This window comes from Blastopirellula sp. J2-11 (assembly GCF_024584705.1).
Lineage (GTDB): Bacteria > Planctomycetota > Planctomycetia > Pirellulales > Pirellulaceae > Blastopirellula.
In genome coordinates this window covers 2,634,309-2,651,790 of the sequence record NZ_CP097384.1, presented here as the reverse complement: position 1 = coordinate 2,651,790, position 17,482 = coordinate 2,634,309, and the positions used below count along the sequence as shown (strand labels likewise).

At 55.5% G+C, this 17,482-nt stretch carries 8 protein-coding genes; 5 read left to right on the top strand and 3 right to left on the bottom strand.

Translation table 11 applies throughout. The features are described 5' to 3' along the window. Positions 1–154: 154 nt before the first annotated feature. Positions 155–2,914: a dockerin type I domain-containing protein gene (locus M4951_RS10895; protein ID WP_262026512.1), complete on the bottom strand. Its 2,760-nt coding sequence runs from the start codon at positions 2,912–2,914 to the stop codon at positions 155–157. A 60-nt stretch (positions 2,915–2,974) separates the two neighbouring features. Then, a complete protein-coding gene (locus M4951_RS10890; RefSeq protein ID WP_262026511.1) occupies positions 2,975–4,819 on the bottom strand; it encodes a dockerin type I domain-containing protein in 1,845 nt (614 codons plus the stop codon). A 561-nt stretch (positions 4,820–5,380) separates the two neighbouring features. Between M4951_RS10890 and M4951_RS10885 the strand changes: the two genes are divergently transcribed. Then, the gene (locus M4951_RS10885; RefSeq protein WP_262026510.1) at positions 5,381–7,771 is read left to right on the top strand and encodes a dockerin type I domain-containing protein; all 2,391 of its coding nucleotides are present in this window, start codon (positions 5,381–5,383) and stop codon (positions 7,769–7,771) included. A gap of 97 nt (positions 7,772–7,868) precedes the next feature. On the opposite strand, the gene M4951_RS10880 is transcribed toward M4951_RS10885, so the two are convergent. Further along, positions 7,869–9,284 carry a BBP7 family outer membrane beta-barrel protein gene (locus tag M4951_RS10880; protein ID WP_262026509.1) on the bottom strand — a complete coding sequence of 472 codons (1,416 nt, stop codon included), beginning with the start codon at positions 9,282–9,284 and terminating at the stop codon, positions 7,869–7,871. A gap of 466 nt (positions 9,285–9,750) precedes the next feature. Here M4951_RS10880 and M4951_RS10875 point away from each other — a divergent pair, with 466 nt between their 5' ends. The 4 genes from M4951_RS10875 to M4951_RS10860 all read left to right on the top strand — a co-directional run bounded on the left by M4951_RS10875 (position 9,751) and on the right by M4951_RS10860 (position 17,376). After that, the gene (locus tag M4951_RS10875) at positions 9,751–11,715 is read left to right on the top strand and encodes a preprotein translocase subunit SecA (RefSeq protein WP_262026508.1); all 1,965 of its coding nucleotides are present in this window, start codon (positions 9,751–9,753) and stop codon (positions 11,713–11,715) included. Positions 11,716–12,009: 294 nt separating this feature from the next. Continuing rightward, a complete protein-coding gene (locus M4951_RS10870; protein WP_262026507.1) occupies positions 12,010–14,079 on the top strand; it encodes an HlyD family efflux transporter periplasmic adaptor subunit in 2,070 nt (689 codons plus the stop codon). 72 nt (positions 14,080–14,151) lie between these two features. Continuing rightward, positions 14,152–15,111, top strand: coding sequence for an efflux RND transporter periplasmic adaptor subunit (locus tag M4951_RS10865; RefSeq protein WP_262026506.1), 960 nt, complete (start codon positions 14,152–14,154; stop codon positions 15,109–15,111). A 12-nt stretch (positions 15,112–15,123) separates the two neighbouring features. Then, complete coding sequence (locus M4951_RS10860; RefSeq protein WP_262026505.1) at positions 15,124–17,376, top strand: HlyD family efflux transporter periplasmic adaptor subunit; 2,253 nt, start codon at positions 15,124–15,126, stop codon at positions 17,374–17,376. Positions 17,377–17,482 lie beyond the last annotated feature (106 nt).

Below are 17,482 nucleotides of genomic sequence, written 5' to 3'. Positions count from 1 at the left end.
GTCGACGGAAAATTGGAGACGGAAACCGCGGCGAACGCCGTGCGGCTGATTTTGTGAGAGCCGGCGAAGACGTGCCGGCACAAGAGCGCTGGCCTCGGGTCAAAGCCCTCTCCGTAGCGGATTCCAGCAGCGATGTCGCTCGACCAAATGCGAGCTAATCCAGTAATCCCCAGGGAGCAAAGAAAGGATCGAGTTCACCAATCTCCTCTTCTTCGTCGCCGTTGAACATCGCCAGGAAGATATCGTCAGCCGCATCCGCCAAGATACGATCATCCGTGACCACAGAGTTGGGCGAACCGCTGAAGGTTGCGCCATCCGCAACGACCGCTTCTCCCTCGATGACGAAATCCTGCGAAGCAGGTTGGTCATCAGCCGACAAATTGCCCAGTCCCCAGTCGCCGTCAAGGGACGTCGATTCATAAGAGGCCGACCAAGGCGGCGCGCTATTCACGGTGACATATGGCAAAGCGGCATCTGGCGGCGTGACAGAGGATGCGGCGACATGGAGTGAAGAAGCGTCAAGATCCGACGTGCTCGTTTCCGGCTCGTCCAGACTGTCGTTCTCATCGGCGGCGTTCCCGGTCAGCAAGACAGCTTCTTCTTCGGACGGAAACGAATACTCAGCGATGGCGATGGTTTCTAACACGCGCACCGCATCCAGAACATTAAAGACGCCATCCCCATTGGCGTCCAAAAACGGGGCCGGGGATTGGTGATCCCCATCAAGCTGATCTGCTACGGAATAGATTGGAGCCAACAATTCCGCCATCGCCACTTCAAAGTCGGTCAAATCGACTTGGCCATCGTCATTGATGTCGGAACCAGAGTAGGGATTCCGCCAATCCAATGAATCGGGTTTGATCGCGAAGCGAAAACCGGTCAGCGGCTGAAGCGCGAATGTCGCTTCTGCCGAGCCAGCGATAACGTAGGTCTGAGCGTCCCCGTCAGGAGGCGTAATGCGCAACTGATAGTCGCCTGCGACATCCATCGGCAGTGCGAAGGCGCCAAACGGATCGGTCTCGACCGCAGCGGCCTGGCCGGCGACAAAATTGTCAAGCCGAACGCTGGTGCTAAGCTGGCCGGCGACAAGGATATAGGCGATCTGCGGCGAATCGGTTTCTACAAGCATCGTTTCCGCTTGTCCGGCCGCTAATTCCGCGGTCGTGTACCGACCAATCAAATTGTTTTGTGCGTCATACGCTTCCAGACGCCCGATACTGCCGGCGCCGGCTCCAATTGCGTCAATCGAGACGCGGCTTACGGGCCAATCCAAGTCAACTCGCAGTTGTTGCTGCGCGTTCCACTCCGAGAAGTGCCCGGTCGAATCGACGGTCGAACGATAGTAACCAAAGACTCTGGAGCCGGTGGTTGCGGCGGCGTTGGTCTGCGAAAAGACGTTGGGAAACGCGCCAATGATGTTTTCGCCAAACGCCGAGAAAGAGGCGCCGGGGACAAGATCGTCAATCTGATCGCCGGCGCCAAAGTTGTCTGGCTCCACCACGATTTGCGTCGCGACCGGCGCGTTTTGGGAATCGACCAGTTCAACGGACCAACCGGAGAGTCCAACTTCGCCCGGATCAAAGACGCCGTTTCGATTTTGATCGTCAAACAGAAACCCTGTCGCACCAATTTCGGTGGTCGCCGTAATCTCGGTCGTCGATCCGGCGAAGACATCGGAAACGATTGCCCCAGTCGCGTCGATCGCACGAATTTCAACCACGTGAAGCGCCGAACTGGGCAGTTCAATCCTAATATCAATATCCGCGACGTACTCGTCATACGTCTCCGCCGTTCGCCATTCGCCTCCATCAATTCGGTACTGCACGGCAGCGACCGTATTGATGGTCATGTCATGCTGCAAAAATTGATTGAACGATTGCTGCGTCCCCGCGGTATTCAAATTTGGCAAAACGCCGACCGACGCTTGTCCGACAAAATGATATTCCAGCGAGTCGGCGTCCAGCGCGCCGCTTCCCTTCAGCGAAAGGGGTTGATCGAGAACGTCGAAAATGCCGTCGCCGTCCGAATCTTTCCAGCCGATTGACTCAAACATCGCCGTCGAACTGGTGTGATTGTCGTAGGCGCGTTGCATCTCCATGTTCGACAGCATCAAGCTGTCGACAACCGGCGGCGCATCCGCAGGACGGTCGACTAGCGCATTCGTATTTTGCGTATCGTAGTAGCCGCGATGCTCGTAGTAACCTTTCGAGCCTAAATACTCGTCCATGGCCCAGAACTGGTGAGCCGTCTCATGCGCGATGGAAATCGCAGGGCGACTATTGGGAATCGCCATAAAGGCGCCACCGGCTACGGAGAACCCGCCGGCGATGCCTCCCGGGTTTTTCCAATACCCATCCAAGTCGTTGGAAGCGTCGGCGACAAAGATCGTGAAGGCCCAGTTGGTTCCTTCCGCGACGCGCCGCGAGTCATTGAACAGCCGGATGTCTTGGATAATGTCGTCCGACCGCTCGGCGCCGACATAATCGAGAAAATCGCCAGCCCACTTGTCGAATTCGGCGGCAGCTCGAGTGATTGGCTCGTAGCGAGTCGGAACCGGGCTATCCGCGTACTGGTAGTTGATCTGAAAGTTCAGTTCGTGGACGGTGTTTTGCAGCTCCAGAGTATCGACCCACCACTGCAGCGCTTCGTCGATTTTCGCTTTGCTCGCATCGATCTCCGCTTCCGTCCAGTCTTCCGAACTAGGATCAACGCCGCCGGTTTGCATCGACTCGAGAAAGACGACGGTGACCGAAACGTCCCCCAGCATGAATTCGCCGGTATCGGTCGGAGCGGCGCCGAGTGGAACGCCTGAGAAATTGATGCGCGACTCCAACGATTCGAGCCGAAGCGTGGCCAACGTCGATTTCGCGTCGCGACGTGTGCGACCTTTCCGAAATCGGCGATGAGAAGTCATGGTTGCGCTAAGCCATCTACGAAGAGTAAAGAAACCGACGGCAGAGCCGCCCGAATGCGACTACATCGTTAAATGCAGTTCGTCGATTTCCAGATCGGCGAATACTTCGTCGACCACCTCGGAGTCAGTCGACGAATCTTCCGACGCCAAGTTTTCTGCCGCGGCGAGGATCAGCATCGTCTGCAAGTCGCCGCCGGTTGTCGGCACGTTCGTCGTCATGGACTCTTCCGGGGGCAATTCGTCATCCGCCGAAGTTGGTTGCGATTGACTGGTCGAGTTCGTCGTCGGCGCCGTCAGCAGCAGCGGATAGTAGGTCGGAGTCGAAACCGGATCACTGACCTTCGCTGTCACTTCGGGTGAAATCGCCGACTCTTCCGACGAAACGGACTCGCCTTCCAAGATAATGGGACTGCTGGCGTTGACCGATTCTCCTTCGATCATCGCCATGGCCGAATCATCATCAAACGGAAAACCAGAGTAATAAATCCGTGACGAAAGAATCGTCTTGCTGATTCCGATATTTCTGATCAGCAACGACATGTCCACCAGATCGACGAATCCATTGCGGTTGAAATCCATGCCATACAAATTGTTGGACGGCGTTACCGGCGAACCAATCTTACGAATGATTTGCGTCAGATCGATCAAAGAAATCGCTCCATCATCATCCATGTCATAAGGAACGGCCCAAATATCGGTTGCGGCGGACGATCCGCTCGTCACGCCGGTCGGTTCGGCTGATCCGCTATATTGGACGCTCGCTTCTCCGCCGGTCACCACGAAGCCGGTCGTTTCCGCTTCGGCATAGTCGCCCGACGCGTCATATTCGACGCCGCGACCTGGATTGATGTCAGGGCCAAAATAGATCCGTCCCAGCAGCGCTGGCGTATTATTGTCGCCGATGTTGTTCAGCGCGGTGCTAAACTTGGCCGACACGCTGTTCGAGGTGCTCGTGTAAGAAACTTGCGATGCGATAAATTTCAGCGTCGAATCGGCGTTCGCGTCGATGATTTGGCTGACGTTATGAAATTCATCGGTAAAATCGATCGTTACGGTGACCGACCTTAAAGAAGCGCCCTCGGGGGCCGTCGCATAGATCTCAACGTAAAATTGATCCCACTCATCCAGCCAAGCGGCGTTTTCCGGCAACATTCCGACTTCGCCGGAACCGTTGACTGCAGTTCTCGTTTTTACGATCCGCAGGTCGATATCGACTGGGTCGCCTGGTTCAATCACATTCAGGGTGATGGTCGCGTTCGAATAGTCAATTTCGTCCGGATTCAGCGGAGTGGGACCGGTCAAATACAACGTGCTCGGTTTACTTTTTATGAACGCCAGCGAAGCCAAATTTCCTTCATCCGTATCGGGGAATATTTCGTTGAGCCACGGATGTTGGACCTTGAACTCGAATTGTCCCAGACTATCTTCGGCGACCATGGGGACCGTGATCCAGACTCGCGGAGCGTCGCTCCCACTCGCCGTTGAAGCCTTGTTGGTGCCCAACTCTTCAATAATCCCGTCGGTCGTTTTTTGGGCATCGTACCTTGGCGCAGATAACGCCGGCGATCCGGTCCCCGCTTTGGGACCGGAGAGCGCGTCAAAATCAAACGCACTCCCTTCGTACAACAGATCCACATAAGCGACGGATACCCCGTACGGATTCGCATAATACGGGCCTGTGGGGCCCCCTTCCACCGGATCGACATAGTTATCTGGTGGTAGCGCAATATGGCGCAGGTCCTGGACCCAAACTTGCAAATTGAACGCTTGACCCGCCGCAACCGTGGTGATTTGGTTCCCAGACAAGTCGGTCGCCACCAGCGAGACAGCCATATAGGGGGTAAGCACTTCTCGAGCTTCTAGCTTCTCAAATTGAGGAAGTAGTCGACGCAAGCTATTTGACATTTGCAATTCTCGCGATGAGCGAAGGTGCGTAGCGAATAAGAGGGGCTGAAATACGATGGATGCCGAAATGCAACCATCTCACAATAATCGCGTCCCCCAGAACCAACAACAATTATCCTGCCGCTAATTCACCACTTACGCGGATCATGGCGTCTGTAGCGATTATTCCAGGATATTTAGGAACCATTGGTGAAATTCTGATGCGCTTAATAGGGGCAAAGTTCCTTTGGAGTGACTGAGTTGCGGCAGAATCTATCGATTTTGCAAAAAAAGCCTGCAGTTGGGGAACTTTGGGCTGAAGCACCGCGACCAAAAGCATCGAATCGCCGAACTGCTTAAGATATTCCGACCAGGAGAACCGTAGCGGTTGAGTCGATTCGAGGAATTTGTTTGCGAAGCCCAAATCGCACAATTATCCTGGGGCAACAGACAACCCATCCCCCTCAGATTCTCCCGATTAACCACCTCCAGAACCGTTGGCTGGCCATGAAAAAGCGAAATAAATCTGTCTCGAAACGCCGTCAATCTGTTCGTCGCTCCTCGCGGACAGTAGGCGCAAAGATGGAAGCTCTGGAGCCCCGCGCGATGCTGGCGGCTGATCTAAACGCCTGGCATAACCCCAACATGGGGCTCGATGTAAACGACGATCAACTTGTTAACGACGCCGACCTCGAGATCATGCTGTCGCAGCTAGAGCAGGGGAGCCGCTCCTTTCTACAAACCTCTCAAGCCGCAGGCGGACTCGAAGGTGAGCAGGTTCTGTTTCTCGATGTGAATAACGACGGAGTCTTCAATCCTCTCGACGTCGCCAGGATGTTAGAGTCCCTGATCGAAGCGGAAGACGCCGACAACTCCTATTCGGCCGCATTTAATTTCGAGATCAAGCAAGGCGGCATGACGATTGGAAAAACCAGCACTGGTTTTGACATAAACGATGAACCGGACCCCGGCATGCCGGTTGTCATCGACGTCGATCAAAACGTCTTCACTTTGATCGTCACCGTTCGCAACACGTCTGCGATCACAGGCGGTAATCTTGCCACGCCAGACATCACCGGCGCCTATCTGGATATCGGATTCGATCCTTTAATCGTCGAAGCGGATGCCCCCGGCACTTTGGGCCAGTACTTCAATGAAGGGAGCGTCGGTACGACAGTCACCGGCGCAGGCCGCATCGAAAACGCCGGCGGATCTTCGTTTACCCCCGACGGCGCTGCGCAACCGGGCGGGTGGACCGTTGACCAGGTTCTCTTTACGATCGATTTTATGCCGACCACGACCGGGACATTCACGCTTGAAGGTCTCTTTGCGAATGCAACCGTCGACAACAACAATCCCGATACGAAAGACGTGAATCAGTCGGCGATCGTATTCCAAGATCTAGTCGACCCAGATTCGGGCCCCTTGGACGTCGTGAACATTGCGTTCCCAATGATCACGATCACCGTCAATGCAGTTAACGGCGCCAACAATGACGTCGTCGGCGCTTCGGCCGATCTGGTTGACGAGATCGCGGCGGATGACCCACGCGTCATCGATATCGATGGCGAGAAATATCTCGTCATCGACGTCAAGGCGAACGACCTTGACTTCAATGGCAATCCGCTCGTGTTGGGCGCCGGCGTTGATCTGACCCTGAGCGCTAATTATGGTCTGGATTCGCTCACCACAATTGCCGATCTTGAGAGTCGCGTAATGGTGAGAACCTTGGCGGACACGCCGATGCCTGCGATTGCTGGCCTTTCCGATCAATACATCGTCTACCGCTTGCCGACCAACTTCGCAGGCACCGAAGTTTTTGAATACACGCTGACCGACGTAAACGACAGCAACAATACGAACACGGCGACGGTGACGGTCAAGATTTCGCCTACCGTGGAAGCGGTGGATGACTTGGAGAATGGGACCCCCTTCGCCACCGTGCTGCCGGGAGAAATGGTGACGCTAGACGTGCTGGCGAACGACTATATCATCACCGATAGCGGTCGGGTCGTCGCAGCGGACCAGATCACGATTACGGCGATCAGCGGCACAGCGGAAACGGAAAATCGCCTGGCGATCTCGGCGGATAACAAATCGCTGGAATATACCGGGGCGGCGCTTCCAGGAATCGAGTCCTTCACCTACACGGTCCTCTATACGGACGACGAAAACGTCGAACACACCGATACCGCGACGGTGACCATCCGCGTGCCGTTCAACAGTTTGATCGCAGGCGGATTCTATTTTGACGTCAACAATGACGGCGTCTGGAACGACAACGCCGGGAACAGCGCCAGCCCCGAGCAATTCATCGGCGGCATTGAAGTCGGCCTGTACCAAAACGGAGTACTTGTCGGCACGACGTTCAGTTCGCAAGCGGACGGTTCCTTTAGTTTCGCCGGAATTGACGCCGGAGCCTATTCGGTCAAGATCACCCCACCCAAATTCGTTCATCCGTACGGCACCGGCCGTGGAGGAGTTCTTCCGCCCAACGTGTCCGTTATGGGCGATGGATCGATCATGATCTCCAACATCTCGATCACTCCCAGCAATCTCACGCCGGCTGCAATCGGTCTCGGATTTGTGGGTCGCCAGGCTGCGTATCGCGGGCCCAACGATTCGATCTCCGGCGTGGGCGAAAACTCCATCTTGTTCGCCGTCTCCAAGCAGCCGAACAATCAGGGCAAACTCGAATGGTACTCGCCTGATCAAGGTTGGGACGAACTTATTTCGGTCGAAGGCTTCGCGTTCAATTCCGCGACCAAAACAGGCCAGGCATTCTTGCGTATCGACCACGACAACAACACGGACACCGATCCGGTAGTTGCTGGAATTACTTTCTCGCTCTACGATCCGAACTTCCTGTTGATCGCTGATACGAGCGATGCGGTTATTTTCCGACTGATCGGCGACATCGAAACGATCGTCGACCGCTTGTCGAATGTGGACATCGCATTCGAGGATTTCTAGTCGACAACAGGACCGCCGCCAAGCAGCAAGAAACAAGCAGAGCCGGCTCTTTCGAGCCGGCTCTTTTTTTATGGCTTCGATCTGTCTCCACGACCAATTAGTAGTGGAAGTCAAGACCGAACGTGGCGCCCAACGCCCAATAGTCGTCACTGGCGAACTGGAACACCGGATCACCGCCGTTCGGGTTGAGCGATCCCGACACGCCGCTCTGAGCCAAAGCGACGTCGCTGACATAGATGTAAGTACAACCGACTTTCAAGTCCAAGTTGCCGTTCAAAGCATAGATCAGGTCGACATTGGCTTCCGGAATATAGCAGAAGACGTCTCGTTGATAGTTGCCGATATTGGAACTGCGAGCGTAGTACCCCTGGCCGGCTGTCGAAGGCACTCCAAACTCAGTCACCGTTTGGCTGCCGCTGATCGCCATGCGTTGATGCATGCCGCCAACGCTGATCTTGGTCAGAGCACGCCATGTGAACGGACCGTCTTGGAAATCAAAGATCAAGCCGAACTGACCGCCGTTGAAGTCATTCTTGGCTAAGAAATTGTCAGAGGTAGCCACCGTCGACCCCGCCGCAATGGCGCCGCCCCCGTCTCTGACCGTATACATTGTGTTCATCGCCAACGCATCGTCGATCCGAGCGAAGCTATAGCCGGTGACAAAGTCAACGCGATTCGCATGGCTCGTAACAACATGCTTGGTGACAAAAACATCGCCGGTATAAAAGTTGTTCGTTTTCCGAATGTTCACCGAAGTGTCGTCGGCCGCATTTGTACCCGCCCCCGGCAATGCGACGACAAAGGACGCATTCATGTTGGTGTTGGTATTGAAGAACGGATAGGCGAGCGTTGAGAACTGAGCCGACGTGGTGCTGATGCCCAAGACTTCTCGTTGCAGCGCCAGAAAGCGACCGCCAACCGACCAATTTTGATAGTCGTCGAGCCAAAGCCCTGTGGTGAGTCGCACGCCGGTCAACGCGTCACCTTGTTCGTGGCCGCCAAACAGCGTTTGCGTGGTCGGAGCGCCGATGACTCCTTCATCTGCGGGAGCACTCGTCGTCAACAAGGCCGGCAGCGTCGAGTTCTTGCGCCACATGACCAATAGGTCGGCCGATCCATAGACGCGAGGAGGCAGGTCGCAACTGTTGCACGATGCATCCTGACAAGTTTCGGCATACGGCGAACCTTCGAGAACGCTTTGGTCGTACGCCGCTTGAGGGCCGTAGTCGCCGTAATCGGTCGCCGGGATCGGCTGCATGCTCGGGTCTTGATAATCAAGCGGAGCGCCTTGCTGGTATCCGACCGGAGAGGCGGCATAGCCAGGCGCAGGTCCCATGGGACCATACGGCATTGCATTGCCGCCACCCATCATCGAATATCCGCTTGGTCCACCATACGCCGGAGCCGCTTGTGGCGGATAGCCCGGTGCGTACGGCGTTTGAGCGCCGACTTGCGTCGAGAATAGCGCGACGGCGGATAAGGCCGTCGACAGAATCAATATATTGGGCTTCATGATCTTTGCTCGCACGCTACGACTGCCAAACGTGTTTCATGCCATGCGCCGGAGCGATGCGGAGTAGGCCGCAAGCATGAGGCGAATTCAAGTAGGTTCAGGTGCGACGAAGAGTTATCTTCATCGCCAGCTTCGCTTGTACGTCACTGGGCGAACCGCCTCCGCTCACCGAGCGTAGTGCGGTTGTTCTGGACGTATTAGTGATGTCGGCGAAACGACCTGTAGCGATTAAGTAAAAGCATGCGGTCGCCGTCATAAACCGAATTATCGATCCGTTAACGATTCTCGATTGAGCAAACAGGAGGACTGCGCAAACTTTGCGGGCTCATCTCGCCAGCACCAACCTCATTCCGATCTTGCCTATTTTAACGACGGCAATCCGAAGGTTTCCGGCGACCAGGCGGTGGGAACCTTCGCAGCTGGAAGTCATACTAAGTAGCTGTGAAACCCCCTTTTTAAAGAGCCTATGTCGACGCAAATCGCCGAATCACGCACTTTCAAAGCCGATCCTGTCTCCCACGCGTATAGCTGGGTCACTGGACGCGGCCTGGGGCGTTTTATTGCCGAACTCCCCAAGATCGAGCGTTTTGAGGAACAGTTCAAAACCAAATCGGATCGCGAACTCCGCAAATACAGCCTTGGCCTGCGTCATCGCGCCAAGAGCGGCGAATCGCTAGCTCGCCTCCTTCCGGAGGCTTTCGCCTTGGTTCGCGAGGCAGGTCGACGCACAATTCATATGCGTCACTATGACGTGCAGCTCATCGGCGGCATGATCATGTTCAACGGCGCCATCGCCGAGATGGAGACCGGCGAAGGCAAAACGCTGACGGCGACGCTGCCGATGTATCTGTATGCTTTGCCCGGCAATGGAGCGCACCTAGCCACGGTGAATGACTATCTGGCCAAACGTGACGCCGAGATCATGGCGCCGCTCTACGAAATGCTAGGAATGTCGATCGGCGTTGTGGAAGGCCAAATGCCGTCGGACGCTCGTCGTAAAGCATATGCCTGCGATATCACTTACGGCACCTCGAAAGAATTCGGCTTCGACTTTCTCCGCGATCGATTGCTGATTCGCCAGACTCGCGAGCAAGGGCTCGGCGTCCTCGGTACGCTGATGTCCAAAGAAGAGGAACAAAACGAACTCCCCGTTCAACGCGGTGCGTACTACTGTCTGGTCGACGAAGCCGACAGCGTTTTGATTGATGACGCGCGTACGCCGCTGATCATCAGTTCGATCCCCGGCGAAGCCGAAGAACGTGCGGTCGCCTGCTATCGATGGGCGGCCGACATGGCGAAAGAATTCGCCGAAGACGACGAATACGAATACGATCACGACCGGAAGTCGGTCGAGCTGACCATCGAAGGACGCCTGCTGGTTCGCCGGCTTACCAAACCCCCGGAACTCGATCCAGTCGGTCTTGTCGACCTGTATGACTACATCGAGCGTGCGATCAAGGTTGCCCGCGACTTCCATTTCAATCAGCACTACGTCATTAACGATGGCGAGATCGTGATCGTCGACGAGTCGACCGGACGTCTAGCGGAAGGTCGAAAATGGAGCGGAGGCATCCACCAGGCGATCGAAGCGAAAGAAGAAATCGAAGTAACCGTCGCCACCGGTCAGGCGGCGCGGATCACGGTGCAGGACATGTTCATTCGCTATCCGCATCTGGGTGGAATGACCGGCACCGCGTCGACTTCGGCCGCCGAATTCAAGAAGATTTACAAGATCAACGTCATTCGCTGTCCTACCAACCGTAAGGTGCAGCGAAAACTGTGGTCCGATCGCGTATTTGGCACCGAAGAGGCCAAATGGGAAGCGATCATCGAGGAAATCCGCGAACTCCATGCGATCGGTCGTCCGATCTTGATCGGCACGCGAACCATCGAAAAGAGCGAGCATCTGGCCAAACTATTAGAGGCCGAAGGAATCGCTCACGAAGTCCTCAATGCCCGCCATGTGGCGATTGAGGCCGAAATCGTCGCTCGCGCCGGCGCGCCCGGCAAAGTGACCGTCGCCACCAACATGGCCGGACGCGGTACCGACATTAAACTGTCGCAGGAGATCAAAGACCTCGGCGGTCTGCATGTGATTTGCACCGAGCTGCACGACTCGGCCCGCATCGATCGCCAGTTGGTCGGTCGTTGCGGACGTCAGGGAGATCCTGGTTCGGTCCGTCAATACATGTCGCTCGACGACGATTGTCTGCGAATCGGCTATGGCCCGATCCGCGCGAAAAAGCTAGCGGCGATCGGCGAAAAAGCGACCAGCGAACTCAATAGTTACGCCTCCCTCTTCCGCAAAGCGCAGCGAAAAATCGAACGCAAACACTTCGGCGACCGCAAGGTCCTGCTGTATCACGAAAAGATGCGGAAGAAAATGCACCGCGAAATGGGCCAGGACCCCTACCTAGACTCCCCAGACTAACGCAATAGTCCGCAAATCCGTTCTCTTCGGAACGAAAACCGCAGCTGGAACGTCTCAATTGTTTGGGCGATTGTACACGCACGTTCGTATTCAACTTCAATCGGCGCTGGTCCTTACGACCGCGACGAACCGCAAAATCAGATTGATGCGGCAGATTGCCGGCGATTACCCAAAGAACTGAATTGGATTTGAAATACGTCGATTTCGGTTTTCGCTCGCCGTTGGTAAGGTGGGAAGTAAGATTCTGATGTTGGAGCCCCCAAGCCGGGTTCCCAATCCCCTCACAAGTTCTCGATGAATCAACAATCCGCTATGTCCTCCGAATCGTCCTCGGTTAATCCAGAGTCACTCGAAAGCACGAAGCGACAGATTCGAAGTCTGATCCAAGAGATCGCTGCGCTTTCGAAACAAAATGTCCCGCCGGAAGATTATTTCCGCGAGATGTTGCCGAAAGTCGTCTCTGCACTGGCCGCAATCGGCGGCGCCGTCTGGATCTACGATGAAAAACGGCGTCCGCGCTTGATCTATCAGGTCAATCTGACGCGCAGTCTCGTTGACCCGGAAGATGCCGACGGCATTCGACATCTGCGCTTGATCGAAGAGATGTTCAAAGGCGCTCCCGGCCAACTGCTTGCTCCTCAATCGGGTTCGATTGAAGAAGGCGCCTCCGGCAATCCGACCAATTCGCTGCTGGTGGTCGCTCCGATCAAAAACGAAGACCAAGAGGTCGAAGGGGTCATTGAGATCTTCCAGCGCCCAGACTCGCAACCGGCGAGTCAGCGCGGCTATCTCCGCTTTCTCGAACAGATGTGCGGGCTGACGACCGAATGGTTTAAGACGCGTCAGCTGAAGGACTACTCAGACCGCCAGTCGTTATGGGCGAAGATCGAGCAGTTCTCCCGCGCGGTTCACGAAAATCTGGATCTTCGCCAAACGGCTTACACCATCGCTAACGAAGGGCGTCGGCTCATCGGCTGCGACCGCGTGAGCGTCGCTTTGCGGCGTGGACGTCGCTGGAAAGTGGAAGCGGTTAGTGGGCAAGACGTTTTCGACGCACGTTCCAATCAGATCACGCTGCTGGGCGGATTGACCAAAACGGTCATGGACACCGGCGAAGCCTTTTGGTTCAACGGGCAAACCGACGATCTTTCGCCGCAGTTGGAAACGGCCGTTCACGACTATGTCGACGAATCACACACCAAAACAATCGCGATCATTCCGCTTCGTCGTCCCGAACATGCGACCGACGCAAACGAGAAACTGGAAGGCGAAGAGGAACGAGAATTCCAAGGCGAAATCCTGGGCGCTTTGATCGTCGAGCAAATCGAAGATAGCTCGAATCAGACGGAATTCCGCAAAGGGGTCGAGCTGATCTCGGAGCATAGCTGCCGAGCGCTGGCCAATGCGATCGACTACAACAATATCCCGCTGACCCCGCTGTGGCGTTTGCTCGCCAAATCGCGACTGCTGGTCGAAGCTCGCAATCTTCCGAAAACGGTCGGCGTCGTCGTCGCGGTGATTGCGGCGACGTTGGCGATGTGCCTGATCCAAGTCCCATTTCGACTCTCGGGTACAGCGACGCTCACCCCGGTCGAAAAACGCGACATCTTTGTTCGCGAAGAAGGGGAAGTGGTCGACGTACCGGTGAGCCATGGTCAATTTATCGAAGCGGGGCAACTTGTCGCGAAGTTGCGCAATCGCGATCTCGACATGCAGTACGAACGGCTGATGGGCGAACAGTCGAAAGCGGAGCAGTCGCTGCGTGGTTTGATTCACCGCCGTAACTTCGCCAAAGATGACGACGAAAAGCGTCAACTAGCGATCGACCTTTCTCTTGCCGAAATGGAAATCACCAAACTGACCGACCAGTTGGCGTTACTCGCGCAGAAGCAGCAGTTTCTGGAAGTTCGCAGTCCAATTGCCGGCGAAATCGTCAGCTGGGACGTTCGCGACTCACTCATGCAACGCCCTGTTTCGCCGGGACAAATCTTGATGACAGTCGTCGATCCCGATCAAGAATGGGTTCTGGAAGTCAAGATGCCCGAGAAGCGTCTGCAACACATCGTCGGCGCTCAAAAGGAACTGGGAGATGAACTGGACGTGACCTACATCATGGCCAGTAACCCCGGAACGCAGCTCGAAGGGAAGTTGGTGGAGATCCAGCGACTTGCCCAAGCCGATCCGGACGAAGGACAAATCGTTCGCATCAAAGTTGCAATTAACAAAGAGAAACTCTTGGCCGCGATGCCGCAGCTACGAACCGGAGCGACCGCTACCGCTAAAATCAATTGCGGGACGGCGTCGCTTGGCTATACCTGGCTGCACGAGGTTTGGGAGTTCATCCAGTCGCGCGTGTTGTTTTAAGCAACGCAGCGTGACCAACTCCCCCTTTGCTCGCCGCTCCTCTAGTCAGCCAAACCTCAGGAACAAGATTCAATGACGCTCGCTATTCTCTTACTCGCCGCCGCGGTCGGACAAGCGCCTGCGGCTACCGCCAGCTCTGACGACGTGGTTGTCAACCATTGTCTGGTCTCGCTCCTGGATCAGGTGAACGTGCCGGCGCAAGAAACCGGCATGCTTGTCACGATTCCTGCCTATCGCGGTCGGATTGTCGTCGACGGGGATTTGCTCGCCCAGATCGATGACCGCACCGCCGCCAAACAAGCGGAGATCGCCAAGTTCCGTCATGACAAAGCGACCACCGAAGCGGCCAACGATATCGATGTTCGCTACGCGACCAAAGCAGCGGAAGTCGCACTGAAAGAACACGAAGTCTTTGAGCAAAGTAACAAGGACAGTCGCGGCACAATCAGCAAAATCCAACTCGACAAGGCCTGGCTCGCCTATCAGCGCGCCGTGCTGCAAATCGAGCAGGCCGCGATGAACCAAAAAATCAGCGGGCTGGCCGCGTCCGAAAGTCGCGCCGAAATGGAAGGAGCGCAGATGGTCATGGATCGCTGCCGCACCGAATCTCCGATCAACGGCGTCGTCGTTCAAGTCTATCGACAGGAAGGGGAGTGGGTTCGCCCTGGCGATCCTTTGATGCGGATCATCGGCCTGCAATGGCTGAAAGTGGAAGGCACTCTCGACGCCGATTTGCACGAACCAGAGCAATTGATTCACCGGCCCGTGACGGTCTCGGTTCGCACCGCATCAGGACTGCAGCAGTTCTCGGGCTTCGTCAACTATATCAGTCCTGAGATTGACGCAACCGGCGCTTTTGACATTTCGGCTGCTGTCGAAAACAAAGTGAGCGGCAAAGGCTATTGGGCTCTCTCACCAGGCGATATCGCCGGAATCACCGTGCATGTCGATCGTCCGCAGATTTCTGAACGCGAACTGGATCGCTTTCACAATCGGAACGAAAAGACGCCCGCCGCATTGACCGGAAACTAGACGAGCAAAACGTTGGCAACGCTAACTGACAGTCTGATCGCCAGCAGCTCTCGTTCGCTGGGGCTGCGCGCTCGTCCTGACCTGATCGCACGTCGACACTATTATCAAGGACGCGCCTACTGGGTCGTCAAAGAACCGCTCGGGCTGAACTACTTCCGCTTTCAGGAAGAAGAATACGCCATCCTGATGATGCTGGATGGACATACATCGCTGGAAACGATCAAAGAAAAGTTTGAAAAAGAGTTCGCGCCGCAAAAGATCGGATTCCGCGACTTACAGCAGTTCATCGGCACGCTGCATCGCAGCGGATTGATCATCGCCGAATCGAGAGAGCAGGGGCGTCAACTTAAAAAACGCCGTGATGATCGCAAGTGGAATGAACTGCTGCAATCGGCGTCAAACATTCTGTCGATTCGCTTTAAGGGAATCGATCCCGAGTGGATCCTGAACTTTCTGATGCCGTACACGCGTTGGCTGTTCACCATGCCGGCGATGATCTTCGTGCTGTTGTACGCTCTCTCGGCGCTGCTGCTGGTGCTGGTCCAGTACGACACGTTTCGGAGCCGCTTGCCGGAGTTCCAGGAATTCTTTGGCCCAGAACTTTCCAATTGGATGCTGCTTGGCTGCGTCCTAGCGGTAACGAAGGTCTGCCATGAGTTTGGTCACGGCCTGTCATGCAAGCGATTCGGAGGCGAATGCCACGAAATGGGCGTGATGTTTCTGGTGCTCACTCCCTGCTTGTATTGCAACGTTTCCGACTCATGGATGCTTCCCAACAAATGGCATCGCGCTGCGATTGGCGCGGCGGGGATGTATATCGAGATATTTCTCGCTTCGACAGCGACGTTTATTTGGTGGTTTAGCGAGCCCGGGCTGCTCAACCATCTGTGTCTGCAAGTGATGTTCGTCAGCTCGATCAGCACGATCATCTTTAACGGCAATCCGCTGCTGCGTTACGACGGATATTACATCTTGTCGGACATCATGGAAGTGCCGAACATGCGGCAGAAGGCAAGCTCGATCTTGCAGCGTTCCATGTCGAAATGGTGCTTAGGTCTAGAGCAACCAGAAGACCCGTTCCTGCCGCAGCGCAATCTGCTGGGGTTCGGCTTATTTACAATCGCATCCAACATTTATCGTTGGTTTGTGATGTTTTCGATTCTGTATTTTCTCAATCAAGTCTTCGAGCCGATGGGCTTGAAGGTTATCGGTCAATCGATCGCGATCATGGGCTTGTGGGGCCTGGTCGTCATGCCCCTTTGGAAGTTCGGCAAGTTCATGTACGTGCCGGGGAGAATGTCGCAAGTGAAACGCAAAAACGTTTTCGCGACGGTCGCCGTGGCCGTTGGCGTAGTCGCTGCAATCGCGCTGATTCCATTGCCGCAATGGGTAAATTGCCCGGTTGAAGTCCGTCCTGAAAATTCTGAGGTCGCTTATGTCGTCGTTCCTGGCGTGCTGGAGCAAATGCTCGTTCAGCCGGGTCAACGCGTCGAAAAAGGCGCCCAGCTCGCTCGGGTCGTGAACTACGACTTGCTGATGCAGATCGCGGAATTGGAAGAAGAGGAAAAACGCCTAACCAAGTTGCGCGACAGCCTGCAGCACTTGCGTCTAGGCGACACGGCCGGCGGTTCGTTTGAACAGCGTTATATGGAAGTTCGCCAACAGTTAGAATCGGCCACCGAACAATTGAAGAAGAAGCGGACCGAACAACAACTGATCAACGTGCCGGCTCCGACGAGCGGCTTCATTTTCCCATCTCCCGACCGACGTGATCCGCAAGCCGGGTCAGGTCAGTTGCCATCCTGGTCCGGCTCACCCTTTGAGCTGAAAAACCAAGGCGCCTATGTCACGACCAGTGACGCGCTTTGCCAAATCGGTCAGTCGGACCAAATGGAAGCGGTCATCTACGTGGATCAAGACTATGTGGAACTGGTCCACGTGGGACAAGAGGTCTATATTAAGCTAGATGCGTTTCCGGGAAGAACGTTCGAGACCAAGCTGGCGGAAATCGGCGACAAGCAGGTCGAATTTGTGCCGACCAGCCTGACCGTGCAGCAAGGGGGAGAACTCGCGGCTGAAACCGATCCGATGTCGGGACGTGCTCGACCGCAAAACGCGACCTTCCCCGCTCAAGCGCCGCTAGACGACTCCGAAGCGATGACCGCCGTTGGACTTCGCGGTCGAGCCAAGATCTTCGTCGCTTGGGAGCCGCTCGGCGTTCGAATGTGGCGATACGTAAACCGCACGTTCCATTTCAAACTGTAGCTGCCGATGTCGTCTGTAACGTTTCCAGCGATTATGGCGATGCAGAAACCCACTTGCCGACGCAGAAATGGCGATTTGATCATTGATGCGGCGGCAGCCTGACTAA